Raw genomic sequence first — 25168 nt, 5'->3', positions numbered from 1 at the left:
TGTCGTCGTCACCACGTCTGGTCAGTTTCTGACGTACCGTCAGATATCTGGTGCTGCGACTGTTCCACCGGCCCGCCCCGCCCGTCAATACCTGATGCGCGGTCAGAAGACGGCCGGAAGGCCGTGAGGACGCCGTCAGAACAGGCTCACGCCCGCCAGCCAGCCCCCGTCGATCACGAACGGCTGGCCCGTGATGTACGCGGAGTCCTCGCTGGTCAGGAAGAGGGCGAGGGCCGCCACCTCCTCGGGCCGGCCGATCCTGCCCAGCGGCACCAGCCGCTTGTAGAGCCCGGCCACCGCCTCCCCGGCCGCCGCCGGGTCGGCCGTCGGGTCCAGGGCCGCCGGGTTGGTCATGGGGGTGTCCACGGCGCCGGGGCACACCGCGTTCACCCGGATCCCCTTCGCCGCCAGCTCCACCGCCGCGACCCGGGTGAGGCCGAGGACGGCGTGCTTGGTGGCGGCGTAGGCACCGACGTACGCCATGCCCGTCAGCGCGGTGTACGAGGCGGTGTTGACGATGGTGCCGCCCCCGGCCGCCTCGATCTCGGGCGCCGCGTACTTGATCCCCAGGAACGTCCCCACCTGGTTCACCTGGACGATCTGCTGGAACTCCTCCAGCGGTGTGGCCACGAGCTCGTTGAAGCGCAGGATGCCCGCGTTGTTCACCAGCCCGTCCAGGTGCCCGAAGGTCTCCGTGGCCGTGGCGATCGCGGCCCGCCACTCCTCCTCCCGGCCCACGTCCAGGTGCACGAACCGCGCCGCACCGGCGCCCAGCTCCTTGGCCACGGCCTCGCCCTGCTCGTCCAGGACGTCCGCGACCACCACCTTCGCCCCCTCGGCCGCGAAGAGCCGCGCCTCCTGCTCGCCCTGCCCGCGCGCCGCGCCCGTGACGAGGACGACCCGCCCGTCCAGCTTGCCCATGTCCTTACTCCCTAGCTCAGATGGGGGGCCACATCGGCGGCGAACGCCGCGATCTGGTCGGTGAGCTCGGCGCGGCCGCGCGAACGGAAGCGGAGCTGGACCTGGTGGACGCCGAGCGCGGCGTACTCCCGCAGGGAGTCGGCCAGGGCGTCCGGCTTGCCGCTGAGGGTGCGGCGCCCGAGGTCCCACCGCGCCTCGCCCACGTACAGGGGCTCGGCGATGGCGCCGACACAGAACGGGCCGTCGAGCCCGGCCCGCTCCCGCAGCTCCCGTATCCGCGCGATCTGGTGCGGCAGCTTCTCCCGCGGGTCGCCCTGCGGGAGCCAGCCGTCGCCGCGCAGGGCCGCCCGGCGCACGGCGGCGGGCGAGGAGCCACCCACCCAGACGGGCACCCGTTCCTGGGCGGGGCGGGGCCGCTGCCCGAGGCCGGAGAAGGTGAACCGTTCGCCGTGGAACTCCGGGAACTCCTCCGGCCCCAGCGCCGCCCGCAGCGCGTCGATCGACTCGTCCAGCACGCCGCCCCGGCCCGCGAAGTCGGCGCCGAGGGCGTCGAACTCCTCCTGGACGTGTCCGGCCCCCACCCCCAGGATCAGCCGGCCGCCGCTGAGGTGGTCGAGGGTGGCGTACTGCTTGGCGGTGAGGAGCGGATGGCGCAGGCCCACCACGGCGACGTGGCTCAGGAGCCGGGTGCGGGTGGTGAGGGCCGCCAGGTAGCCGAGGGTGGCGACCGGGTCGTACCAGGTGGTGCCCATCGCGCTCGCCAGCCGGCGCGGGATGGCGACGTGGTCGCAGGTGGCGAGGTAGTGGAAGCCGGCGCGGTCGGCGGCCCGCGCGATCTCGGCGAGGTCGCGCGGGGTGGCTCCGGCTTCCCAGGGCTCGGCGTAGAGGGTGCTCTGGGACTGGATGGGAAGCTGCATCCCGTAACCGAGCCGCCCCCCGGTGGGTATGTGCGCGTACGGGTCCACGGTGGCGCCTCCTCGGTCCGGACGGGCGCCGGGGAACTGACGCCGCGTCACGTCGACTCGTCCGTGCCCATCGTGGTATCTGATGGACCGTCAGACAAGGCCTCGTGCGGGACCCCTCGGGAGGCGTACGGTCAGTCGAGGAGCGCGTAGACCGTGCTCGCCCGGGCGGCCGGCTCGTCCGCGCCCTCGGCGGTGAGGGTGATGTCGGCGAACGCCATGCGCCGCCCCAGTTTGGTGACCCGCGCCTCGACCAGCACGTCCGCGCCGACGACCGGGCGCTGGAAGCTGGTCGACTGCTGCACGGTGGCCATGGGGCCGTACGCGTCCCGGGCGGCCGAGACGGCGATGACGGTGGCGGTGTCGGCGGCGGCCATCAGCGCCTGCCCCGACATCCCCCCGCCCTCCCGGGCCAGCCGCGCGTCCCACGGCAGCCGCAGCACGGCGTGCCGCGCCCCGACCTCCTCGACGGCCAGCCCGAGGTCGAGCACCCAGGGGGCGAAGTTCTCGACGAGGATCTTCTGTGCGATGCGGGCGTCCATGAGGGGATGGTGGCGGGGACGGGGCTCCGGGGGCAAGGCCACCCACGCCCGCCCGGCAGGCGAAGCCCCCCGCGACCCGTCCGGCGGGTGACCGGACGCAGGCGGCGCGAGGCCGCCCCGCGCGCGGCACGCACGCCGAGGCGCGGCAGCGGGCCGCGCGCAGGCCCGAAGCCCCCGAGCCCCGGGCCCGCACGCACGGCGAAGCGCCCGCGGCACGTCCGGCTCGCCACCGGACGCAGGCCGCGCCAGGCCCGGCCGCGCCAGGCACGTCCGGCCGGTGATCGTGCGCAGGCGGTGCCGGGTCCGCCCATGCGCGGGCGCGCACGCCGAGGCGCGGCAGCGGGCCGCGCGCAGGCCCGAAGCCCCCCGGGCCCCCGCCCCCCGCACGCACGGCGAAGCGCCCCGCGGCACGTCCGGCCGCGGGGCGCTTGGTTCCCCCGTGCTTCCCCCGTTCCCCCCGCTCCCCCGTTCTCCCCCGTGTCCCCCGTACTTCCCCCGTGCTCCCCCCGCCGGGGACGCGCACCCCCAAGTACGCGTCCCCGGCGATCCCCCGTGGCCCCCCGTTCCCCCGTGGCCCGGTGGTTCCCCCCGTGGTTCCCCCGTACGTCCCCCGTACGTCCCCCGTGTGTCGCCGGCCGCGGCGACCCCCCCTCCGCGTCGCCGCGGCCGGTCCCCGTCCAGCGGTGGTGCTGGGGTGCTCAGACCTCTTCGGAACCGGCGTGGTTCTCCTGGGGCTTGAGCACGTCCGTACCGATCAGGCCCGCGTGGTTCTCCATCGGCTTGACCGGACCGCCCACGCCCACCAGACCGGCGTGGTTCTCAAGGGGCTTGATGGTGGCGTCGCCACCGAGCAGGCCCGCGTGGTTCTCCATCGGGACGATGGTGCCCGTCCCCGTCCCCGCGCCGGAGCCCGGGATCCCCGCGTGGTTCTCCTGCGTCGTGGTGTCGCCGGTCTCGGGCTTGTTACCGTCACTCATCGTGTTCAGCTCCCCTGAGTTGCTGCATGTCGTGCTGTGAACGGTGCCCGCCCGGCGGCTCCCCCGAGGGTCGCCGGACGGGCACTGCAAGGGCCGTCCACAGTAGCGGGGAGGCCCACCGTCGACCCGCCTGCCCCCCGACGCGGCGGATCGTTGAGTAGAAGAGTGCCGAGGGGCGATAAACGAAGGCTAAACGGCGTCGGCAACCCCTTGGACGGCACCCGGACGGCCGCCCCGGCGCGGCGCGCGCGAAGCCGCCGCGCCGCGCGAAAGCCCAGGTGGCGGCGGGTGCGGTAGCCGCTATGCCGCCGCCGTCAGACTCAGCAGCTGCCGTACGTCCTTGGCCTCCGCCGCACCCGTCGACTCATAGATGGCCAGCGCCTCGCGCCAGCAGGCGCGCGCCCGGTCGGCCTGGCCGAGCTGGTCCAGGGCCCGGCCCAGCGTCGTCAGGACGTTGCCGCGCATCCACTCGCCGCCGATGCAGCGCAGCGCCAGCGCCTGCTCCGCGTGCTGGGCCGCCCGCGCCGGGCGCCGCGCCGCGAAGTGGGCCTCGGCGATGCGGAAGTGCGTGGTGCCCTCCCACAGGCGGTGCCGGTTCTCCTGGAAGACCTCCAGGGCCTGGCCGAGCTGGGACAGCGCCTCGTCGAGCCGGCCCGCCCGGGTCAGCGCGATCCCCAGCGCGAAGCGGCCGTTGGCGCACCGCAGCGCCAGGCCCATCTCGCTGAAGATGTCGAGCCCGCGCTGGGCGAGTTCGACCGCGCTCGCCGTGCGGCCCATGTTCACGTGGATGCGGGAGAGGTTGCACAGCGCGCTGGCCTCGCCCGGCCGGTTGCCGTCGGCCCGGTAGTTCTCTATGGCCTCCTGGAGGAAGCGCTCGCCGTCCGCGTGCCGGTTCTGGTAGAACGCGATGATCCCGCGGTCGGTGGGCGCGGCCCCGGCCGGCATCGGATCACCGGCCTCCCGGGCGAGCAGCGCGGAGACCCGCGCCTCCTCGTCGGCCTGCTCGAAGCGGCCGGAGACGAGCAGCACCGTGGAGAGCGCGAGCCGGGCCCGTCCCTCGGCGAGCGCGTCGCCCCGCCGGTGCCCGGCGTCCCGTACCGCCACCGCCGTCGTCTCGTACTGGCGCGAGTTGGCGCCCGACTCGGCGAGGTCCTTGGCCGCCCACAGCAGGTCCACCGCGCGCCGCAGCATCGCCGGGTCGGCCGCGCACTGGTGCAGGCACGCCAGCAGGCAGTTGGCCTCCGCGTACAGCCAGTCCACGGCGGCGTGCCCGTCGGCGAAGGTGAGGCCGGGGTACCGGGTGGGCGCCAGGTGCTCCACCAGCCGGTCGCCGGGCCGCTCGATCGCGTACACCCGGGCGGCCGTGGCCAGATAGAAGTCGAGCAGCCGCGACATGGCGTCGGCCCGCTCGGAGGGCGGGTCCTCGTCGCGCTCGGCGCAGGCACGCGCGTAGAGCCGTACGAGGTCGTGGTAGCGGTAGCGGCCGGGAGCCGCCGATTCCACCAGGCTGGTGTCGACGAGGGATTCGAGGAGGTCCTCGGTCTCCTGGAGCGGCAGGTCCAGGACTGCGGCGGCCGCGGCCAGCGAGATGTCCGAGCCGTCGGGCAGCCCGAGCAGCCGGAAGGCGCGGGCCTGGGCGGGCTCCAGCTGGCCGTAGCCGAGTTCGAAGGTGGCCTTGACGGCGAGGTCGCCCGCCTGGAGCTCGTCCAGGCGGCGCCGCTCGTCGGCGAGCTTGGCGGCGAGCACCGAGACGGTCCAGGTGCGCCGGGAGGCGAGCCGGGAGGCGGCGATACGGATGGCGAGCGGCAGGAAGCCGCAGGCGGCCACCACGTCGAGGGCCGACTGGCGCTCCGCGCTCACCCGCTCCTCGCCCACGATCCGGGTGAAGAGCTGGAGGGCCTCCTCCGGGGACATCACGTCCAGGTCGACCAGGTAGGCCCCGGCCAGGTCCAGCATCCGGATGCGGCTGGTGACCAGCGCCGCGCAGCCCGCCGTGCCGGGCAGCAGGGGGCGGACCTGGGCCGCGTCGCGCGCGTTGTCCAGCAGCACCAGGACCCGGCGGCCGTCGAGGGTGGAGCGGAACAGGGCCGCGCGCTCCTCCAGCGAGTCGGGGATGGACGCGTCGGGGGTGCCGAGCGCCCGCAGGAACGCGCCGAGCACCGCCTCGGGCTCGCAGGCGCGCGGCCCGGTGCCCTGGAGGTCGACGTAGAGCTGGCCGTCGGGGAAGTGCGGGCGGGCCGCGTGGGCGACGTGGACGGCGAGCGTCGTCTTGCCGACCCCGCCGATCCCGGCCAGCGCGGAGACCGCCATGACGGTGGACTCAGCGGCGGCGAGCCGTGCGGACAGCTCCTGGACGAAGGCGACCCGGCCGGTGAAATCAGGTACGGACGCGGGGAGTTGGGCCGCCCGGACCGGTGCCGGGGCGGCCGGAGCCTCGGCGGGCCTGGCCAGGTCCTCGTCGGCCTGGAGGATGCGCTGCTGGAGCCGGGCGAGCTCGGGGCGCGGGTCGACGCCGAGCTCGTCGGCGAGCAGGCGCCGGGTGTCGGCGTAGACCGCGAGGGCCTCGGCCTGGCGTCCGCTGCGGTAGAGCGCGAGCATCAAAAGCTCCCGCAGCCGCTCGCGCAGCGGGTACGCGGCGGTCAGCGCGGTCAGTTCCGAGACGGCCTCGGCGTGGCAGCCGGCGTCCAGCTCCATGTCGAGCCGGGCCTCGGTGAGCTGAAGGCGCCACTCGACGAGCCGGGTGCGTTCGGTGTCGGCGTGCGGCCCGGGGATGCCGGCCAGCGGCTCGCCGGTCCACAGCGCGAGGGCGGCCTTGAGCAGGTCACGCGCCCGCGTCTGGTCGCCGCCGGCCCGCGCCTTCTCGGCCTCGGCGGCCAGCTCCTGGGCCTCGGCGAGGTCGAGGACGCCGGAGTCGAGCCGGATGGCGTATCCGCCGGATTCGCTGACCAGGACGCCGGGCCCGAGGGCCTTGCGCAGCCGCGAGGCGTACGTCCGTACCGCGGCCAGGGCCTGCGAGGGCGGCTCGTCGCCCCAGATGGCGTCGATCAGCTCGGCGGCGGTGGCCGTGCGGCCGTCGCGCAGCAGCAGGGCGGCGAGCAGGGCCCGCTGCTGCGGTGAGCCGGACGGCAGGGCCTCTCGGCCCCGCCAGGCGCGTACGGGTCCGAGCACGCCGAAGCGCAGGTCCGCGGTGTCCGCGGCCTGGCCGGCGTCCACCGCCGAAACCGGAGCCCGCTGCTCCGGAATGCGCGGCTCGCCGTTTCGGTCCATAGCGACCCCCTGTGCCCCCGTAGCGCTGGTAATGCCCGTGCCAGTCTGCCCTGTCCATGGCATGCGCGTCAGCTACGGGTGACGCTCCGCACAAGGCCTCCGCACACTTTCGTTACAGGTCACCGGCGCCTGTCCACGGCCACGCCCGGGGACGGACGGATGTCGCGGGGCGGGGGCGGAGGGGCGAATGGCCGACGAGTGACGGGTGAGTGGCCGAGGTGCGACCGGTGCGCGGGTCCGGAGGAGCGACCGGCTCCGCCGCCCCGGGCCGCGAGCGCCCCGGACCGACTGGCTGACGGATCGTCAGATCAGGTCTACCGTGAGGAGCCATGGAGACCGTCGAGCACGTCGAGCACGTGGAGACCGTGGAGACCGTGGAGAGCTTCCCGAGGATCATCTCGGTGGACGACCACACGGTGGAGCCGCCGCACGTCTGGCAGGACCGGCTCCCGTCGAGGTACCGGGACGCGGGCCCGCGCATCGTCCGCGCGCCCCTCAAGGAGATGACCTTCCTCGGCGGCAGGTTCGCGCCGGTCATGGGCGCGCCGGGCGACGAGGGGCCGGTGGGCGACTGGTGGGTGTACGAGGACCTGCACCGCCCGCTGACCCGGCTGGACACGGCGGTCGGGTACGCGCGGGACGAGATCCGCCTCGAAGTGATCACCTACGAGCAGATGCGGCCGGGTTCGTACAGCGTCCCGGAGCGGCTCGCGGACATGGACGTCAACCACGTCCAGTCGGCGCTGTGCTTCCCCACCTTCCCCCGCTTCTGCGGCCAGACGTTCACGGAGGCGTCCGACCGGGAGCTGGGGCTGCTGTCGGTGCGGGCGTACAACGACTGGATGGTGGAGGAGTGGTGCGGCCCCGAGGCGCACGGCCGGCTGATCCCCCTCACGCTGATCCCCCTGTGGGACGCGGAACTCGCCGCCGCGGAGGTACGGCGCAACGCGGCGCGGGGCGTGCGGGCGGTGGCCTTCTCCGAGATCCCGCCGCACCTGGGGCTGCCCTCCGTCCACACGGACTACTGGGACCCGTTCCTGGCGGCCTGCGACGAGACGGGCACGGTGATCGCGATGCACATCGGCTCGTCCTCCCGCATGCCGTCCACCTCGGCGGACGCGCCCCCGGCCGTCGGCTCCACGATCACCTTCGCCAACTGCTGCTTCTCGATGGTCGACTGGCTGATGAGCGGCAAGTTCGAGCGCTTCCCCCGGCTGCGGGTGATGTACGCGGAGGGCCAGATCGGCTGGATCCCCTACATCCTGGAGCGCGCGGACGTGGTCTGGGAGGAGAACCGCGCCTGGGGCGGAGTGGCGGACAAGGTCCACCGCCCCCCGTCCGAGCTCTTCGCGGACCACGTCTACGGCTGCTTCTTCGACGACGCGTTCGGACTGCGGAATCTGGGGGCGATAGGGGTGGGGAACGTCCTGTACGAGACGGACTACCCGCACTCGGACTCCACCTGGCCGAAGTCCAAGGAGGTCGGGGCGGCCCAGATGGCGCACCTCCGGCAGGACGTGGTGGAGCGGATCGTCCGGGGGAACGCGATCGGCCTGCTGGGGCTGACGGAGACGGGGCTCTGGGCGGGGTAGCGGGACCCGGCCGCCACCACGAGGACCCGCCACTCCCCATGGAGACGGGAGTGGCGGGAGTGGCCGGGAGGGGGTCGCCGCCGGTACGCGCCCGGCCGAGCGCTCAGGCGTGGTCGAACCAACCTGCCTTGACGCCCGAGACGAAGGAGGAATAAGCCTCGGCGCGGAGGTCGAGGACGGGACCGTCCGGGCGCTTGGAGTCACGGACGGGGACCACGCCGCGCGCGGCGGCGACGGTGTGGGCGACCTCGACACACTGGCCGCCGTTGTCACTGTACGAGGACGTGAACCACTGCAGATGGTCGGTCGTCACGGGGTGCCCTTTCGTAACCTGCTGATCATGGCCACTGCCTCCGCCTGGGAGGGGGATTCGCCTTGCAGTTGATGGTAGGCCGTCAACAGCAGGAGTACGAAGGTGGATTCACGCTCCAGATGCCCTCGGTGGGCGGATTCCGCGTACGACACGAGTGACCGGTCCGGCAGCGTCAGGATCGTGACCGGCAGATTGAACGGGCGACGGTCCCCCATGCTGAACGGGGCCACCTGGAAGAGCGTGGTCGGCAGGTCGGCGAACTCCAGCAGCCGCGCCAGCTGCGCGTCCATGACGTCCGGCTCCCCGATGGGCCGACGGATACAGCTCTCGTCCAGCACCGCGTGCACCAGCGGCGGGGGCGTGCGGTCCAGGGCGGCCTGCCGTTCGGCGACGAGGGAGACCCGCTCCTCCGCCTGCTCGTGGGTGATCGCCCCGCGCTTGACCGCGCTCCGGGCGAGCACGGCCGCGTACTCCTGCGTCTGGAGCAGCCCGGGGATGACCCCGACCTCGTAGAGCCGGACCTCCGCCGCGCGCGCCTCGTGCTCCACGAACTGCGGGAAACCCTCCAGCAGTCCGGTGTTGCGGACCTTCCGGTATGCGCGCTCGAACGCGTCGCCGCTGCCGAATGCCCTGTCCGCACTGCGCGCGAAGCGAAGAGTCGGCAGTTTGCGACCAGTTTCCACGGCCGAGATGTGCGTACTGGAATAACCCATGCGCTCGGCGGCCTCCTCCTGCGTCCACCCCCGCTCCTCCCGCACGCTGCGCAGACGTGCGCCGAAAGCGGCTTGGGGCGAGCTGTCGGGGTCCAACTCCTTGCGGTTCAAGAGGCGTTCACCGGCCTTCCGTGCCGTTCTGACAGGTTGAGGGGTTCCCGCTGCGCGGTCACGCTGAATCCACAGAGTAGTGCCATCACTACGGAGAGGAGCGGCCGTGCCCGACGACCACAGGCCCGCCGAGAGGCCCGCGACCTACATGGCGGACACCGCGAACGACGACCGGATCGGCGTGGTGCAGCACCGCTACGAGGGAAGCGTCTACCTGCGCCCCCCCGGCGGCGGCACGGAGTGGGCCACGTCCCCCACTGCCCTGAGACCCCTGACCCCCACAGAACTCCACCGGGCCCGCGTACTGGACACCCCGGTCGGGGGCGGGTCCTGATGTGGGCGCTTCCGGTGGGGATTCCGGGGGGTACGGGGGGTATGCAGGTTCCGGAGGACGGCTCGGAGCTGAGCGTCCGTGCACATGACTCGGCAGAGGAGTGCCCCATGGCACTGAAATTCCTGGGGATCTGGCCCAACACCCCTGACGACGGATCCCCCACGATGTGGCTGGACGAGGCGACCGGCGACCTGATCATCCAGTCATGGACAGCGGACGAGGAGACCGTTCGCCAGGCACAGGCAGCCGGTTCGGTGCCCGGCCACTCCACCGACGTCCCGGATCACGAAAGCATCATCCGACTCCCCGCGAACATGCTGCGATTCATTCCCCGCCCGGACAGTGAGGACAACGGTGGCCACAGCGGTACGTGAATGCCTCGCAAAGACGCAACGCTCAGCGCTGCACTTGGAGATGCGGGACAGCTACATGCGGGATGACCCGGAGTTCATCCGCTGGCAGCGAGGACACAGGTACGACCCGGCCGACCGCGAGTCGTGGTGGCGGTCATGGCTGGATGTGGTGGCCGAGACGACGGCGCGGGGTGTGGTGATGCGGCGGCTGCGCGTGGTCTCCGAGCCGCTGAGCGACTATGTGCGATACGAGTACGACGGCACCTTCACCAACGTGGCGGCGGGCGAGGACGTGCGATGGCTGCCGCGCTCACGGGCACACGGCCTCTTGCTGCCGGTACTGGAGGGCTGGGTCATGGACGAGGCAACCGTGATCCTCCACCACTTCGACGGAGAGGGGCAGTGGACTGACCCCCGCATGGAAGTCCGTCGTGATCCCGTGCTGGCCGCACAGTACGCGAAGGCGTATGAGGCGGCATGGGAACGTGCGATCCCCCACGCGGAGTACCGGCCGGGCTGACGCACCGTGGCCCCTTCCGCCTCTTCCAGTGCCCAGCAAGCCCGGCAGGCTCTCGCCGACCGACTCGCGGAGCTCTGCCGTGATGCGGGTTTCACCGGGCTCGACCTGGCCGTGCGCTGTGGGTGGAGTCGGTCCAAGTCGTCCCGGATCATGAACGGCCGTACGCCCCCGTCTGCCGACGACATCCGGGCATGGTGTCGCGCTTGTGGCGCGGAGGATCAGACGGAGGATCTCGTTGCCATGCTGCGGACCGCCGAGGGAATGTGGGTCGGGTGGCGCCGCATGGAGCGGGCCGGACTCAGACGGGCGCAGGAAGCACGCTTGCCGCTGTATCAGCGGACCCGCCGTTTCCGTTCCTACTCGTCGTGGCTCGTCCCGGGCCTGATCCAGACACGGCCGTACACGAGCGCCGTACTGCGGGCGATCCAGCGGCGGCGCGGGCTGGTGGACGACGTGGCCGCTGCGGTGGCCGCCCGTATGGAACGGCAGCGGGTCCTGTTCGAGGGGGATCGGCGCTTCGCGTTCCTCGTCGAAGAGTCGGTGTTGCGGACCGGGGTCGGCGGCGCGGACGTCATGGCCGGGCAGCTTGACCGGCTGGTCTCGGTCGCCTCACTCCCCCACGTGAGTCTGGGAGTTGTCCCCATGACCCCGGATCGTGAGCGCTGGCCGGCCGAAGGCTTCTGGATCTACGACACGGCACAGGTCAACGTCGAGTTGATTTCGGGATACCTCACGATCACGCAACCGGGCGAAGTAGCCATGTACGGCCAGACGTTCACGGAACTGGCAGCGCTGGCTGTCCACGGTGCCCCCGCTCGCGCGCTGATCACCTCGGCCATGGATGCGCTCGGCTGACTCGCGTGCACGCTCGTGCACGTTGATGGCCGTTGCCGTTACGCGCTCTCTAGCGTGTTGTCGGCGGACTTCGACCCAGCGACACAGGAGCATCCCATGAGTGGACAGCACGGCGGCGGTTCCGGCGGCCAGGGCGGAAGCCAGCAGGACGACAGCAATAGTGGCGCCAAGCATGGCGGCGGCGGCTCCGACGAGGGCGGCAACACGTCCGACGGCTCCGGCCCCGCGACGGGTAAGTAGGCGCACGTGAGCACATCCACAGAAGAGGCGGGCCCTGCGGGGCTCGCCTCCGCGCTCGTCGGAGTGGGCGCGCTGACCGCTGACTGGCTCCCGGCCTTCGAGGCGGTGCCCCGTGCGTTGTTCGTACCCGACCGCATCTGGCCGGGCGTCGAAGACGGCACCGAACAGGCCGCTCTGGTCGAACGCTCCAAGGACCCCGCCGCGTGGTTCAGGGCGGTGTACTCCGACATCCCCCTGACCACGCAGTGGGACGACGGACGGCACACCGGTGACGGACGGGGAACCACACCGACCAGTTCCAGTTCCATGCCGCGCATGGTCGTCTCGATGCTCGCCGACCTGGACGTACGAGAAGGGCACCGGATCCTGGAAATCGGCACGGGCACGGGCTGGAACGCGGCGCTTCTCGCGCACCGGCTGGGCGGCGGAAACGTGGTCAGCGTCGAGTGCGACGAGACCGTGGCCCGGGAGGCGTGCGAGAGGCTTCGGGCCGCCGGGCTGTCCCCTCTGGTCGTCGTCGGTGACGGCCGGCTGGGCCACGCAGGGAGCGCGCCCCATGACCGGGTCATCGCCACATGTTCCATCGGGGAGGTGCCCCGGACCTGGATCGAGCAGACCCGCCCGGGCGGGGTCATCGTCGCCCCCTGGGGAACGGACTACGGAGGTGAGTACGTCGCCCGCCTGGTCGTCGGCGAGGACGGCACGGCGTCCGGCCACTTCACCCGCTCCAGCGCCTTCATGCGTCTACGGCAGCAGCGCCCGGAACGCCCGCCTTTCGCCGCCTACCTCAAGGGCCGGAGGTGGCCCGCGGACGGCACGAGGAGCATGACCACGCTTTCCCCCGCCGCGATCGGGGGATGGTTCGAACAGTTCGTGATCGGGTTGAGGGTGCCCGGGGCGTTCTGGCGCGCCGAGCGGTACGACGACGGCTCCTACACCTTGTGGACCTACAGCACCGACACCCGGTCGTGGGCATCGGCGGACTACGAGCCAGGAGCGGGCGAGTACGTGGTGGTCCAGTCCGGCCCGCGCAGACTGTGGGACGAGACGGAAGCCGCCCACCACTGGTGGGTCGAGCAGGGCAGCCCCGGGTTCGAACGTTTCGGGCTCACCGTGTCCGCCGAGGGCGAGCGGGCATGGCTCGATTCCCCTGACAGCCCGGTCCGGACCAGTCTCACCCCTGCTCCGGAGCACCGGGAAGGCCCGGCCCGGGCGAGACCCCCCGGAGAGCACCCTTCACGGTAAAGAAAAAGCACGGGGCACGGGGCCGGCCGGCCTACACCGCCGCCCGGTCCAGGGCCGCGCAGATCTCCCGCATCGTGGGGCGGTCGTCCGCGTCGTACCGGAGCATGTCGTCGATGAGCGCCCCCAGGGGGCCCGCCACGTTCACGGGGCGGTGTGTGCCGTTGACGATCGCCGACCGCTGAACCGCCCGCGACGCCTCGTCCGGGTACTCGACGTGCCGCCAGCCCGTCGCCGCCATGAACAGGGTCGCGCCCAGCGCGTACACATCCGCCTGCCGCGTGGGTACTGCCTCGCCGTCTTCCAGGATCCTGCGGGACACCTCAGGGCTCTCGTAGTGGACGAGACAGCCCCGGTAGGCGAAGTCGCACCACGCGGGCATCTCGACGCCACGGGCCAGGGCAAGGTCGATCAGTGCCGCCCTCACCGGCTCGCCCCCCAAGATGAAGTGGGCGGGCTGCACGTCGCCGTGCACGACACCTTGTTCGTGCATCTCGGCGAGGGCTCGCGCGCACGCCAGGGCGTCGGACACCGGCGGACGGGAGACCTCGTCACGGGTCCTGTACGGCTCCCAGCGGTGGCGCAGATCGGTACCCGCATGCCACGGCTGGACGTTCCACGTGCCCTGGTCCCACTGGCCGTACGTCACCGCGTCCGAGCCCAGAGCCCGCAGGATCACCCCCTCGCGGGCGGGCGCCAACGCGGTCCACGCGTGCGTCCGGCTCGGGTAGCCGAGTTTGACCGCCACCCGCCCCGTGGACCCCTCCACGTCCCAGACGGTGGAACCGCGCCGGTTCAGTACGAGCCGCTGGGAGGCCGGCGTCACCGCACGCCGCACATGGCCGGGAATCCTGAACGGTCCGGCATCGGTCATCGGATGTCCTCTCCGTGGCAGGGGCCGCCCCGGAAACTGTAGGAGCAGAAGGTCCCCGGGCTACCCCGCACCGGGAAGGCCCGCCCCCGGCGGAACCTCCCGCAGCGCCCCCTTCACCACCTTCCCCGACGCGTTCCGCGGCAGTTCCCCCACGAACACCACCTCCCGCGGCACCTTGAAGTTCGCCAACTCCCGCCGTGCCCAGGCGATCAGCTCGTCCGGCGTCAGCGAAGAACCCTCCCGGGGCACCACGAACGCCCGCCCCACCTCCCCCAGGCGCCCGTCCGGCACCCCCACCACCGCCACGTCCGCCACCTCCGGGTGGAGCCCCAGCACCTGCTCGATCTCGGCGGGGTAGGCGTTGAACCCCCCGACGATGAACATGTCCTTGATCCGGTCGGTGATCCGCAAGTTGCCCGCCGCGTCGAGGACTCCCACGTCCCCCGTCCGCAGCCACCCGTCGGGCGTGATCGCCCGGGCCGTCTCCTCCGGGTCCTCGAAGTACTCCCGCATGACGGTGAATCCCCGCACCTGCACCTCCCCGGGCTCTCCCGCGGGTGCCCGCACGCGTACCTCCGTCCCGGGTATCGCCCGCCCCGACGTGGCCGCGACCACCTCCGCCGGGTCCTCGCGCCGGCACATCGTGACGATGCCGCTCGCCTCGGACAGCCCGTACGCCGTCAGGACCGTCCCGATCCCCAGCTCCGTCCGCAGCCGCTCGACGAGCCGCAGGGGGACGACGGCCGCGCCGGTGACCACGAGCCGCAGCGCGGACAGGTCGTGGGCCGCGCGCGCCGGGTGGTCCAGGAGGGACTGGTGGAGGGTGGGCGGGCCTGGCAGGACGGAGATGCGCTCGGCCGCGATGTTCGCCAGGACCGTCTCGGCGTCGAACACCGGCTGCGGCACCATCACCGCGCCCCGCGTCAGACAGGCGATGATCCCCGCCTTGTACCCGAAGGTGTGGAAGAAGGGGTTCACGATCAGATAGCGGTCGCCCTCCCGCAGCCCCGCCAGCTCGCTCCACAGGGCGTACCCCCGCAGCGTCTGCGCGTGCGTGATCACCGCCCCCTTGGGCCGGCCGGTCGTGCCGGACGTGAAGACGATGTCCGACGGGTCCGAGGGCTCCACCGAGTCCGCCCGCTCCCGCACCTCCCGCGCCGGCACGCCCTCGCCGCCCGTCAGGAAGTCCTTCCACGTCCGGAAGGACTCCGGCGCGTCCTGTGCCAGCACCACCACCTGCTCCAGATGCGGCAGCCCCGGCAGCGGTCCGCCGCCCTCCCCCTCGGCGGCGGCGCTGCGCAGGGTGGCGACGTAGGAGGTGCCCAGGAACGTCCCCGTCACGAACAGCAGCCTCGCCCGGCTGCGGCGCAGGACGTACGCCGCCTCGGACCCCTTGAAGCGGGTGTTCAGCGGGACGAGCACCGCCCCGGCCGTGACCGCGCCGAGCGCGGAGACGATCCAGTCCAGGGTGTTGGGCGCCCACACCGCGACCCGGTCGCCGCGCTCGACCCCGGCCGCCATACAGGCCGCCGCCGCCCGCTCCACCCGCTCGCCCAGTTCGGCGTACGAGACGCGGACGCGGCCCTCGACGACGGCCTCCCGCTCCCCGTACCGCGACGCGGCGCTCCGTACGAGCCCGGGGACCGTGCCCCACTCCAGGTCACCCCGGATGTCCGCCCGTGTGTCCGCCCCCATGGCAAGCCCTCCCGCTGACGGTAGCCGTACACGATAGCTGACTACCCGTCAGATTAGCTGTAGCCTTCCTCGCTGTCAGCAGCAACAGCGGCAGGGGCACACGGCTGTGCGGAGGTGGCGGGTGTCGATGCTCAAGGACGCGACGGCGATCGCGGGCATAGGCCGGACGGAGTTCGCGCGCCGGCTCGGCGACTCCGAGAAGAAGCTGGCCTGCCGGGCCATCCTCGCGGCGCTCGACGACGCCGGGATCTCACCGGGCGAGGTGGACGGCTTCGCCTCGTACACGATGGAGGAGACCGACGAGGTGGAGATCGCCAAGTCGATCGGCGCCGGTGACGTCACCTTCTTCGGCAAGGTCGGCTTCGGCGGCGGCGGTTCCTGCGCCACCGTCGCCCACCTCGCCGCCGCCGTCGCCACCGGCCAGGCGAGCGTCGGGGTCGCCTGGCGCTCGCGCAAACGCGGCAGCGGCCCGCGCCCCTGGACCAACACCGCCGTCCAGCTCCCCACCCCCGCGCAGTGGACGCGCCCCTTCGGGCTGCTGCGCCCCGCCGACGAGATCGGCATGCTGGCCCGGCGCTACATGCACGAGTACGGCGCCACCCGCGACCACCTCTTCAACGTCGCCCTCGCCTGCCGCAACCGCGCCAACCAGAACCCGGCCGCGATGATGTACGAGCGGCCCCTGACCCGCGACATGTATATGACCTCGCGCTGGATCAGCGAACCGCTCTGCCTCTTCGACAACTGCCTGGAGACGGACGGCGCGCTGGCGTGCGTGATCGTCTCCGCCGAGCGCGCCCGCGACTGCCGCCAGAAACCGGTGTACGTGCACGCCGCCGCCCAGGGCCTGCCCGCCCAGCACCACGGCATGGTCAACTACTGGAACGACGACCCCCTGACCGGCCCCGCCTGGACCGCCGCCCGGCACCTGTGGAAACAGGCCGACTTCGGCCCCCAGGACGTGGACGTCGCCCAGATCTACGACGCGTTCACCCCGCTGGTGCCGCTGTCCCTGGAGGGGTACGGCTTCTGCGGCCGGGGCGAGGGCGGCGCCTTCACCGAGGGCGGCGCCCTGGAGATCGGCGGACGGCTGCCGCTCAACACCGGCGGCGGCGGCCTCAGCGAGGCGTACGTCCACGGCTTCAACCTCATCAACGAGGGCGTCAAGCAACTGCGCGGCACCTCCACGGCCCAGGTGCCGGGCGCCGCGACCTGTCTGGTGACGGCGGGCGAGGGCGTTCCCACCTCGGCCGTCCTGCTGAGGAGTTGAGGAGTCCGGATGCTGACCCCGGTGACCGACGACGACGGCGCCCCCTTCTGGGAGTACGCCGCGCGCGGCGAACTCCGCGTCCAGGCGTGCGCCGCCCCCGGCTGCGGACGGCTGCGCTTCCCGCCCCGGCCGTGCTGCCCGCACTGCCACTCCTTCGACAGCGAATGGCGTGCGATGTCCGGACGCGGCCGGATCTGGTCGTACGTCTTCCCCCACCCCCCGCTCCTGCCGGAGTACGCCGCCCACGCCCCGTACAACGTGGTGGTGGTGGAGCTGGCCGAGGACCCGCTGATCCGCCTGGTCGGCAACGTGGTGGCCGAACCGGACGCGCCGCTGGACTCGGTGGCGCCGGAGCGGCTGCGGATCGGGGCACGGGTGCAGGTCGCGTTCACCCGGGCGGACGGCAGCGGCATGACCGTCCCGCGCTGGCTCCTGGAACGCCCATGACCCTGTCCGTCGTACGGGACGAGAAGACCGGCGTCGCGGTGGTGACGCTGAACCGCCCCGAGAAGCACAACGCGATCGACCTTCAGACGGCGGCGGAACTCGCCGCCGCCTGGCGCGGCTTCCGCTACGACGAGGCGATCCGGGCGGTCGTACTGACCGGGGCGGGCGGGAAGGCGTTCTGCACGGGCATCGACCGCGCGGCCGAGGTCCCCCAGCCCGCCTCCCCGTACGCGATCGACGACCCCCTGCTCACCATCGGCCCGAAGGCGAACGACCTGTGGAAGCCGGTGATCGCGGCGGTCCGGGGGATGGCGTGCGGCGGGGCGTTCTACCTGCTGGGGGAGGTGGAGTTCGTGATCGCGGCCGAGGACGCCACGTTCTTCGACCCGCACACGACGTACGGCATGGTCAGCGCGTACGAGTCCGCCCACCTGGCCACCCGGATGCCCTTCGGCGAGGCGGCGCGTCTGGCCCTGATGGGCACGGCGGAGCGGGTCTCGGCCCGCAGGGCGTACGAGACGGGGCTGGTGAGCGAGGTGACGGCCCCGGGCGAGGAGGTGGGGGCGGCGCTGGCGTGCGCCGGGACCCTGGCGTCCTACCCCACCGGGGCGGTGCAGGGAACCGTGCGGGCGCTGTGGACCACCCGCGCCCCCGCCCTCGCGGACGCCTTCGCCCACGCGCCGCACCTGATCGCCCTGGGCAACCTGCCTGCGGAGCGGCAGGGGGAGTTGTTCGGGCGGAGGGGGAGGGGGAAGGGGTTCAGGGTGAGGTGAGCACCGGGGGTGCGGCACCTCTTCGCCCCCGGGTCACGCCTGCCCGCCTCTTCGCCCGCGGGCCGTGCGGCCCCGGCGCTCCGGGCGTCAGCTCCACTGCATGACCTGCGTCAGCCGGCACTCCTGGACCTCCGCGACCCGCGCCGGCTCCCTCATCGGCACCTCCACGGTCCGCGACTCACCCGCGTCCAGCGTCACGAACGTGGATCCGGTGTCGACCCTCTTGTCGGCCGGCCCGAGGAAGTCGACCTCCAGGCGGTAGCGCCGGTTGTCGCTCGCCAGCGGGTCGGCGGTGACCCGTACGGTCGCCGACGTGACCGCCCGGCGCTTGCCCTCGGCGGGGGCGACACAGGTGACGACGCTCCCGGCGGGCGAGGCCGAGGGGGACGGGGTCGGGGTCGGGGTCGGACTCGGGGTGTACCGCGAGCCGGAGCCGGATCCGCCGGTGCTGTCGTAGTCGTCGTCGTCCGTGTGCCGGTACCCCGACCCCGAACTCGAACTTCCGTTGCTCTTGTGCGAGTTGGAGCAGCCGCCCCCGCCGCCGCTGCTCTTGCCGTGCCCGTGCCCGGAGAACCCGGTGAGCGCGAGCACCACTCCGGCCAGTACGGCCGTGAACCTCATCCGTCGACGCAGCATCGCGCCCCCACCCCCCGTAAGAACCCTGCCGAAGCCGCGACCTGTCGAAGGCCGCGGAAACCGCCGACACCGTAACAGCGGGAGCCGGCGGGGCCGCGGGCCGCCCGGGGGCCGCCACACGATCTCCTCGGCGCCCCCGTCGTCCCCCCACGGCTACCTCGCCGACGTCGCCGTGCCCTTCACCGCGTCCAGCGCGTACACACAGCGGTCCTTGCTACAGGCATAGACCACGCCGTTGCGCGCCACCGGGGAGCCGGTGATCTCGCCGCCCGTGGCCAGCTTCCAGCGGAGCTGGCCGCCCGCCGCGTCCAGCGTGTAGAGGCAGTGGTCGGCCGAGCCGAAGTGGATGCGGCCGTCGGCCACCACCGGGGCGCCCACCACCTCCGCGCCCGCCGCGAAGCGCCACTTGGGGGTGGAGGTGACCGCGTCCAGGGTGTAGAGCGCGTTGCCGCTGCCCACGTGGATGTTGCCGTCCGCCACCAGCACCGGCTCGATGGACTGGCGGGACTCCGTCGCGATGCGCCAGCGGTCCTTGCCGGTGGCCGCGTCCAGCGCGTACACCGTGCCGAGGTAGTCCGCCAGGTACACCCCGCCGCCGGCCACCGCCGGGCCGGGCGCGAAGGTCGGCGGGCAGAGGAAGACCGCCGGGGCCTCGAAGTGCCAGCGGACGTGGCCGCTGGCGATGTCGATCGACAGGACCCGGGTGCCCGCCGACACGTACACATAGCCGTCCGGCGCGGGCGCCGGACGGACCGGGACGCCGCCGCACGAGGCCGCGTCGCCCACCGGGTACGACCAGCGCTCGGTGCCCGTACGCGCGTCGAGGGCGCGCAGGCGCGCGTCCTGCCACACGTACACCGTGCCCTCGTGGATGACCGGGCCGGCCTCGGGGGTCTCGAAGTCGCTCTGGGCGCCGGTGATCTCCCACAGCTTCTCGCCATTGGCGGCCTCCCAGGCCTGCACCCCGCCGCCCCGGGTCGCGGTGACGATCGTGCCCCGGGAGGCCTTCAGGGCGTAGACCCAGGCGTCCGTCGGCAGGCGCCACAGCTCGCGGCCGTCCGTCGCGTCCAGCGCGTAGAGCGTGGGGCCGTCCGAGGCGTGGATACGGCCCGCCTCCACGGCCATCGCCCAGGCGACGTCCCGCGTCTTGAACTGGCGCCGGCCGCTGCCCACGTCCAGCGCGTGCACCTCGAAGGAGGTGACGTAGAGCAGATCGCCCGCCACGGCCGGGGTGCCCCACACGTCGTTCGACATGCGAAAGCGCCAGGGCCGCCAGCGGCCCGGCTGCTCCGAGGCGCGCGACGGGGGCGGGACGGGGGGCGCCGCCGCCGGTGCCCCGTTGGCCGGGGGCCGGTCCGGTCTGCCCAGGGGGCCGCCGGCCGGGAACCTGACCCACCCCGTGGCGGGGCTGGCCTCGGCCGCCGCACGCGTCTGGTCCAGGACCCGGGGCCCGGGTCCGATGGCCACCTTCGCCCCGGCGAGGCGCACGGGCCCGTCCGGCACGGCCTCCGGGAGGGAGGGCTGGTGCGGGGGCTGGTAGGGCGGGCGGGTCGGCGGCGAGGGCTCGGGGTCCTGGACGCGCGCGACCGGCTTGGCGCGGCCGCCGCCGCGGCGCTGCTCGATCATCGCCACCGAGCGGTCGGGCAGCCACGCGGAGGCGGTGCCGCTGTCGTCCGAACCGCCGAAGAGGTGCGGGGCGAGCTGCGCCTGGAGGTCCTCGGGCGAGGGCCGCAGCGCGGCCTCCATCTGCATACAGGACTCGATCAGCGGGCGCAGCTCGTCGGGCAGCCCGGCGAGGTCGGGGCCCTCGCGCAGCAGCATGAAGACGGTCTCGACCGGGTTGGCGCCGTGGAAGGGCGCATGGCCGGTCGCCGCGAAGACGAGCGTCGAGCCGAGCGAGAACACGTCGCTCGCGCCGGTCACGCTGCGGGAGTCCTTCGCCTGCTCGGGCGACATGTACGCGGGCGTGCCCACGGCCACGTTCGTCATGGTCAGCCGGGTGTTGGAGACGCCGGAGGCGATACCGAAGTCGATGACCCGGGGGCCGTCCTCGACCACCAGGACGTTGGAGGGCTTGAGGTCGCGGTGGACCAGGCCCGCCCCGTGGATGGACTGGAGCGCCTCGGCGATACCGGCCGCGAGCCAGCGCACCGCCTGGGCCGGGAGCGGCCCGCACTCGTTCACTATTTCTTCCAGCGAGGGCGCCGGGACGTACGCGGTGGCCAGCCACGGCACGGCCGCGCGCGGGTCGGCGTCGACCACGGCCGCCGTGTAGAAGCCGCTGACGGCCCGGGCCGCCTCCACCTCACGGGTGAAGCGGACCCGGAACAGCTGGTCCTCGGCGAGCTCCGTGCGCACCGTCTTGATCGCCACGCGGCGGCCGGACGCCGAGCGCGCCAGATAGACCAGCCCCATGCCGCCGGCACCGAGCCGTCCCAGCACCTCGAAGGGGCCGATACGCCTCGGGTCGTGCTGCGTCAGCTGCTCCACTTGCCTGCCACCTCCCCGTACGGGCCTCAAGTATCAACGTGTCGCAACGAGGCCCCGTGCAGCGTCTCACGCGACACCCCGATTCTTCCTGCCGGAGGCACCCGGTGGCCAACCCGTGTACGGATCGGGATGTCTCATCCCTATCCGGACACCCCCCTGACCCGGCCCCACCCGCCCCACCTGCGAAAACACCCGCCGCGCGCCCCGCGCACTCCCCCCGCCTCACTCCTTCTGGAGGATGGCGAAGCTCGCCCCTTGGTCATCGGCGAGGACCGCCATGCGGCCGTACGGGATGTCGACGGGCCCGGCGGTGACCCGGCCGCCCAGGTCACGGCAGGCCGCGGCCGTGGCATCGCAGTCCCGGACCGCGAAGTGGACCAGGAAGTGGTCGGGCATCTCGGCGGGGAAGGCGTCCCCCAGGAGAGCGCGGCCGCCGAAGGCCGTGCCCGGGCCCGGCGCGGAGCCGGCGGGCGACCAGGTGCGGTAGTCGCCCTCGGTCTCCTCCAGGTCCCGGCCCTCGAAGCCGAAGACCGCCTCGTAGAAGCGGTCGGCGCGGGCCGTGTCCCTTGCGTACACCTCGGTCCAGCAGAAGGAGCCCGGCTCGCCGCTCTTCTCGAAACCGGGGTGCGCCCCGGCCTGCCAGAGACCGAAGACCGCGCCGCCGGGGTCGGCGGCGACCGCCATCGTCCCGTACGGAGGGACCTGGACCGGGTCGGTCACCAGCTGGCCGCCCGCCGCCCTGATGCGCACGGCGAGCGCCGCCGCGTCGGGGGCCGCGAAGTAGACGCCCCAGGCGGTGGGCATCCGGCCGTCCCGCTTGGGGACGAGCCCGGCCACGCGCCGGCCGCCGCTCAGCGCGGTCGTGTAGTGCCCGTACCTCTCCGCCGCGTCCTCGTCGAAGGTCCAGCCCATCAGCGCGCCGTAGAACCGCTTGCCCGCCGCGAGGTCGGGGAGCGTCACGTCGGCCCAGCACGGCGCGCCTTCCGGATATCCGCCCATGCGCCTGGTTCCTTCCTGGGGTGGCCCCGCCCCGGGTGCGGGGACGGGACGCGGGTGCCGCTACGCGGTGAAGCTAACGGGCCCGTCCGCACCCCGCACCGGCACAAATAGAACAAATGAGCTGCATTGCCCCCACTGTAGGCGCCCGCGCCCTTTTCCCGCACGGGTTGTCCACAGAGCGTGTCCACAGGCTGTTGATAACACCATTCGAGTGGCGGACGGGCGCGCGAGGAAGCCGGGCCCGCGGCCCCGGCGGGGCCGTTCCCGCGGCGGCCGTCAACCCCCGGCCCCCATTTGCAGTCGGCCGAATCGCGCTCCGATCACCCCTCGGTAAGCTGACGGCATGACAGGACAAGTACGCACCGTCGACGGCCGCGTGGCAGGCCGACGCGGCCAGGCGACGCGGCAGAAGCTGCTCGACTGCCTCAGCGAGATGCTCAGCTCCTCGCCGTACCGGGACGTGAAAGTCATCGATGTGGCGCGGAAGGCGGGCACTTCACCCGCGACCTTCTACCAGTACTTCCCGGACGTCGAGGGCGCCGTCCTGGAGGTCGCCGAGGAAATGGCCAAGGAGGGCGCGGCGTTGACCGCCCTCGTGGAGGGCCGCTCCTGGGTCGGCAAGGCCGGCTGGCAGACGGCGGAGGAACTGGTCGAGGGGTTCCTCGACTTCTGGCGCAAGAATGACGCGATCCTGCGGGTGGTGGACCTGGGCGCGGCCGAGGGCGACAAGCGGTTCTACAAGATCCGCATGAAGATCCTCAACTCCGTGAACAACTCCCTTACGGACGCGGTGAAGGAACTCCAGTCGAAGGGCAAGGTCGACAAGGACATCAGCCCCGCGGCGATGGCCGGCTCGATCGTCGCGATGCTCGCGGCGGTCGCCTCGCACCAGAAGGGCTTCCAGACCTGGGGCGTCAAGCAGGCCGAGCTGAAGCCGAATCTGGCGCTCCTCGTGCATCTGGGCATCACCGGCAAGAAGCCCACGAGGTAGCGGCGCCGGACGCGGCCCGCGGGCCGGCCGGTCCGCGCCGGGGCGCACGCCCCGGCGCCGGTACGGAGAACCGCTGCGGCGCGCCCCCGTCCCTCCCTTCAAGTCCTGTCACGCCGGCGGAGGTTCACCGAGGTGGACCCCGCCGGCTTTCCCGTTCTTGGGGCCGTGGTCCGGGCCCCGGTCCAGGGGTCCTAGTTGGGGCCGTGCTCCGTGCCGTTCCCCGGCGCCCGCCCGCCGCCCTCCCTCCGCTCCAGCCGGAAGAGCCGGATCTCGCGCTCGACGCGGGCCTGGTACGCGGCGTACGGGGGCCAGAACTCCAGCGCCGCCCGCCAGGCCGCCGCGCGCTCCTCCCCCGTGAGCAGCCGGGCCCGTACCGGCACGTCCCGCCCCTTCCAGCTGATCTCGGCGTCCGGGTGGGCCAGCAGGTTGCCGGTCCAGGCGGGGTGGCCGGGGCGCCCGAAGTTCGACCCGACGAGCACCCAGGTCCCGCCGTCCTCCGGCATACAGGCGAGCGGTGTCCGCCGCGCGAGCCCCGAGGCGGCCCCGCGCGCGGTGAGCACGACCCCCGGGAGCATCCGCGCGCTCGGCAGCACCCGGCCCCGGGTGAGCCGGTGCACGGCCCGGTCGAGGGCGGGGACGACGTGCGGGGCGACCTTCGCGAACGCGCGCGTGGAGGACACCTTCTGGACCAGGCGCACACCGCGCGGGGCCCGGCTCACCGGACGCCCGCCCGCGCGCGCGGGGCGGCGGCGCCCTCCCCCGTACGAGAGGCGCGGAACAGCCCCGCCCGCTCGGCGGCCCGGGCGCGCAGCGCGGGGACGGGCCCGAAGAGCAGCTCGTCGGACGCGGCCCGCTTGAGGTACAGGTGCGCCTCGTGCTCCCAGGTGAACCCGATGCCGCCGTGCAGCTGGACGGCCTCGGCCGCGGTGCTCCGCAACGCCTCCAGCGCCTGCGCGAGGGCGAGCCCCCCGGCGTCCGGGTCCCAGGCGGCGTAGTAGGCGGCGGAGCGGGCCGCGCTCACCTGTACGTAACGGTCCGCGAGCCGGTGCTTGACGGCCTGGAAGGACCCGATGGGCCGCCCGAACTGATGGCGCTCCTTGACGTACGCGACGGTCCGCTCCAGCGCGTGGTCGGCGGCGCCGACGGCTTCGGCGGCGAGGAGGGCCGCGGCGGTGCGTCCGGCGGCGGCGAGGGCCGGGAGCGGATCGCGGTCGCCGAGCAACTCGGCTTCCACGTCCCGCAGTCGCACGCCGCCTTGGGCGCGGGTCTCGTCGAGGGTGGTGTGGCGGGTCCGGCGGAGCCCGGCCGCGTCCCCCCGTACGAGGAAGAGACGCAGGCGGCCGTGGGTGTAGCCGCCGGTGCGGGCGGGGACGAGGAGGAGCCCGGCGCGGTGGCCGTCCAGGACCTGGGCGGCCTCGCCGTACAGCCGCCAGCGCCCCTCGGCCTCCCGCGCCCGCACCCCTCCGGCGCGCCCGCCCCCTGCCCAGGCGCCGTCGGTGGTGTCGTCGGTGAGGCCGAGAGCCGGGGCGAGGGCGGGCCCCGGGACGGCGAGCGCGGCGGTCAGCTCGCCGCGGGCGAGGAGCGGGAGGTGGGCCCGCTTCTGCGGCTCGGTGCCGAGGGCGAGGAGGAGGGGGGCGGCGAGGGCCGCGGTGGCGAGGAGCGGGGAGGGCAGGAGGACGCGGCCGGTCTCCTCGGCGGCGAGGACGAGCTCGGCACCGGTACCCCCGCCCCCGCCGTACGCCTCGGGCACCGCGACCCCCACCAGCCCCAGCTCCCCGGCGAGCCGCCGCCACAGGGCGCGGTCGTACCCGGCGGCGGTGAGGGTCGCGGCCTTCACGGCGTCGGGCCCGCAGCGCTTGGCGAGGAGGGTGCGGAGGGTGCGGCGGATCTCCTGCTGCTCGGGGGTGAGCTCGGGGTTCATGGGCGGGGTTTCTCCTCCCGGGGGGCGGACGGCACCGGGATCTGACGGTACATCAGTTCGTGAGGAGCGGACCCCTTTTGGGGGGAGGTGCGGGACGGGACTTTGGACGCGAGGCGGGCTGCCGACAGGC

General features: G+C 73.3%; 25 protein-coding genes. 11 read left to right on the top strand and 14 right to left on the bottom strand.

Annotated features, from left to right (window positions below):
• Window positions 1-135: 135 nt before the first annotated feature.
• From ABZ404_RS30360 to ABZ404_RS30340, 5 genes are all read right to left on the bottom strand, one after another.
• On the bottom strand, window positions 136-921 hold the full coding sequence (locus ABZ404_RS30360) for an SDR family NAD(P)-dependent oxidoreductase (RefSeq protein WP_358835535.1): 786 nt from the start codon (window positions 919-921) through the stop codon (window positions 136-138).
• A gap of 11 nt (window positions 922-932) precedes the next feature.
• The gene (locus tag ABZ404_RS30355; protein WP_358835537.1) at window positions 933-1838 is read right to left on the bottom strand and encodes an LLM class F420-dependent oxidoreductase; all 906 of its coding nucleotides are present in this window, start codon (window positions 1836-1838) and stop codon (window positions 933-935) included.
• 179 nt (window positions 1839-2017) lie between these two features.
• Window positions 2018-2425 carry a PaaI family thioesterase gene (locus ABZ404_RS30350; protein ID WP_358835536.1) on the bottom strand — a complete coding sequence of 136 codons (408 nt, stop codon included), beginning with the start codon at window positions 2423-2425 and terminating at the stop codon, window positions 2018-2020.
• A gap of 698 nt (window positions 2426-3123) precedes the next feature.
• Window positions 3124-3402, bottom strand: a complete 279-nt coding sequence (locus tag ABZ404_RS30345) for a hypothetical protein (protein ID WP_358832786.1) — start codon at window positions 3400-3402, stop codon at window positions 3124-3126.
• 300 nt (window positions 3403-3702) lie between these two features.
• A complete protein-coding gene (locus ABZ404_RS30340; protein WP_358832785.1) occupies window positions 3703-6669 on the bottom strand; it encodes a BTAD domain-containing putative transcriptional regulator in 2967 nt (988 codons plus the stop codon).
• A gap of 374 nt (window positions 6670-7043) precedes the next feature.
• Here ABZ404_RS30340 and ABZ404_RS30335 point away from each other — a divergent pair, with 374 nt between their 5' ends.
• A complete protein-coding gene (locus ABZ404_RS30335; RefSeq protein ID WP_358832789.1) occupies window positions 7044-8261 on the top strand; it encodes an amidohydrolase family protein in 1218 nt (405 codons plus the stop codon).
• 103 nt (window positions 8262-8364) lie between these two features.
• Here ABZ404_RS30335 and ABZ404_RS30330 read toward each other — a convergent pair whose 3' ends face one another.
• Both ABZ404_RS30330 and ABZ404_RS30325 read right to left on the bottom strand, forming a co-directional pair.
• Complete coding sequence (locus tag ABZ404_RS30330) at window positions 8365-8574, bottom strand: DUF397 domain-containing protein (RefSeq protein WP_358832784.1); 210 nt, start codon at window positions 8572-8574, stop codon at window positions 8365-8367.
• Complete coding sequence (locus tag ABZ404_RS30325; RefSeq protein ID WP_358832783.1) at window positions 8571-9398, bottom strand: helix-turn-helix transcriptional regulator; 828 nt, start codon at window positions 9396-9398, stop codon at window positions 8571-8573. Before ABZ404_RS30325 ends, ABZ404_RS30330 begins: the two co-directional genes overlap by 4 nt.
• 106 nt (window positions 9399-9504) lie before the next feature.
• On the opposite strand from ABZ404_RS30325, the gene ABZ404_RS30320 reads away from it, so the two are divergent.
• From ABZ404_RS30320 to ABZ404_RS30295, 6 genes are all read left to right on the top strand, one after another.
• Window positions 9505-9732: a hypothetical protein gene (locus tag ABZ404_RS30320; RefSeq protein WP_358832782.1), complete on the top strand. Its 228-nt coding sequence runs from the start codon at window positions 9505-9507 to the stop codon at window positions 9730-9732.
• A 107-nt stretch (window positions 9733-9839) separates the two neighbouring features.
• Window positions 9840-10106, top strand: coding sequence for a hypothetical protein (locus tag ABZ404_RS30315; RefSeq protein WP_358832781.1), 267 nt, complete (start codon window positions 9840-9842; stop codon window positions 10104-10106).
• On the top strand, window positions 10087-10605 hold the full coding sequence (locus ABZ404_RS30310) for a DUF6879 family protein (RefSeq protein ID WP_358832780.1): 519 nt from the start codon (window positions 10087-10089) through the stop codon (window positions 10603-10605). Before ABZ404_RS30315 ends, ABZ404_RS30310 begins: the two co-directional genes overlap by 20 nt.
• 6 nt (window positions 10606-10611) lie before the next feature.
• Window positions 10612-11460, top strand: coding sequence for a helix-turn-helix transcriptional regulator (locus ABZ404_RS30305; protein ID WP_358832779.1), 849 nt, complete (start codon window positions 10612-10614; stop codon window positions 11458-11460).
• 96 nt (window positions 11461-11556) lie between these two features.
• Window positions 11557-11700, top strand: coding sequence for a hypothetical protein (locus tag ABZ404_RS30300; protein ID WP_358832778.1), 144 nt, complete (start codon window positions 11557-11559; stop codon window positions 11698-11700).
• A gap of 6 nt (window positions 11701-11706) precedes the next feature.
• Complete coding sequence (locus tag ABZ404_RS30295) at window positions 11707-12945, top strand: methyltransferase domain-containing protein (protein ID WP_358832777.1); 1239 nt, start codon at window positions 11707-11709, stop codon at window positions 12943-12945.
• Window positions 12946-12976: 31 nt separating this feature from the next.
• On the opposite strand, the gene ABZ404_RS30290 is transcribed toward ABZ404_RS30295, so the two are convergent.
• Window positions 12977-13816: a protein kinase gene (locus ABZ404_RS30290; RefSeq protein ID WP_358832776.1), complete on the bottom strand. Its 840-nt coding sequence runs from the start codon at window positions 13814-13816 to the stop codon at window positions 12977-12979.
• Window positions 13817-13876: 60 nt separating this feature from the next.
• Window positions 13877-15487 carry a FadD3 family acyl-CoA ligase gene (locus ABZ404_RS30285; protein ID WP_358832788.1) on the bottom strand — a complete coding sequence of 537 codons (1611 nt, stop codon included), beginning with the start codon at window positions 15485-15487 and terminating at the stop codon, window positions 13877-13879.
• 145 nt (window positions 15488-15632) lie between these two features.
• Here ABZ404_RS30285 and ABZ404_RS30280 point away from each other — a divergent pair, with 145 nt between their 5' ends.
• The 3 genes from ABZ404_RS30280 to ABZ404_RS30270 are packed head-to-tail and all read left to right on the top strand — an operon-like array spanning window position 15633 to window position 18001.
• Window positions 15633-16781, top strand: a complete 1149-nt coding sequence (locus ABZ404_RS30280) for a lipid-transfer protein (protein WP_358832775.1) — start codon at window positions 15633-15635, stop codon at window positions 16779-16781.
• A gap of 9 nt (window positions 16782-16790) precedes the next feature.
• Entirely contained in the window at window positions 16791-17228 is a 438-nt protein-coding gene (locus tag ABZ404_RS30275) for an OB-fold domain-containing protein (RefSeq protein ID WP_358832774.1), read from the top strand.
• On the top strand, window positions 17225-18001 hold the full coding sequence (locus ABZ404_RS30270; RefSeq protein WP_358832773.1) for an enoyl-CoA hydratase/isomerase family protein: 777 nt from the start codon (window positions 17225-17227) through the stop codon (window positions 17999-18001). The genes ABZ404_RS30275 and ABZ404_RS30270 overlap by 4 nt, the downstream gene beginning before the upstream one ends.
• Before the next feature lie 87 nt (window positions 18002-18088).
• On the opposite strand, the gene ABZ404_RS30265 is transcribed toward ABZ404_RS30270, so the two are convergent.
• The 3 genes from ABZ404_RS30265 to ABZ404_RS30255 all read right to left on the bottom strand — a co-directional run bounded on the left by ABZ404_RS30265 (window position 18089) and on the right by ABZ404_RS30255 (window position 22126).
• Entirely contained in the window at window positions 18089-18637 is a 549-nt protein-coding gene (locus ABZ404_RS30265) for a hypothetical protein (RefSeq protein ID WP_358832772.1), read from the bottom strand.
• Between the two features lie 153 nt (window positions 18638-18790).
• Window positions 18791-21127: a PQQ-binding-like beta-propeller repeat protein gene (locus tag ABZ404_RS30260; protein ID WP_358832771.1), complete on the bottom strand. Its 2337-nt coding sequence runs from the start codon at window positions 21125-21127 to the stop codon at window positions 18791-18793.
• Between the two features lie 222 nt (window positions 21128-21349).
• Window positions 21350-22126: a VOC family protein gene (locus tag ABZ404_RS30255; RefSeq protein ID WP_358832770.1), complete on the bottom strand. Its 777-nt coding sequence runs from the start codon at window positions 22124-22126 to the stop codon at window positions 21350-21352.
• Between the two features lie 343 nt (window positions 22127-22469).
• Between ABZ404_RS30255 and ABZ404_RS30250 the strand changes: the two genes are divergently transcribed.
• Window positions 22470-23117, top strand: coding sequence for a TetR family transcriptional regulator (locus tag ABZ404_RS30250; protein ID WP_358832769.1), 648 nt, complete (start codon window positions 22470-22472; stop codon window positions 23115-23117).
• A 191-nt stretch (window positions 23118-23308) separates the two neighbouring features.
• Here ABZ404_RS30250 and ABZ404_RS30245 read toward each other — a convergent pair whose 3' ends face one another.
• Entirely contained in the window at window positions 23309-23836 is a 528-nt protein-coding gene (locus ABZ404_RS30245) for a nitroreductase/quinone reductase family protein (RefSeq protein WP_358991078.1), read from the bottom strand.
• Window positions 23833-25038 (bottom strand): acyl-CoA dehydrogenase family protein, encoded by a 1206-nt coding sequence (locus ABZ404_RS30240; protein WP_358832767.1) that lies wholly within the window; start codon window positions 25036-25038, stop codon window positions 23833-23835. Before ABZ404_RS30240 ends, ABZ404_RS30245 begins: the two co-directional genes overlap by 4 nt.
• Window positions 25039-25168: the final 130 nt, after the last annotated feature.

This window comes from Streptomyces sp. NPDC005878 (assembly GCF_040629815.1).
Taxonomy (GTDB): Bacteria; Actinomycetota; Actinomycetes; order Streptomycetales; family Streptomycetaceae; genus Streptomyces.
This window is presented reverse-complemented; position numbering and strand designations above follow the sequence as displayed.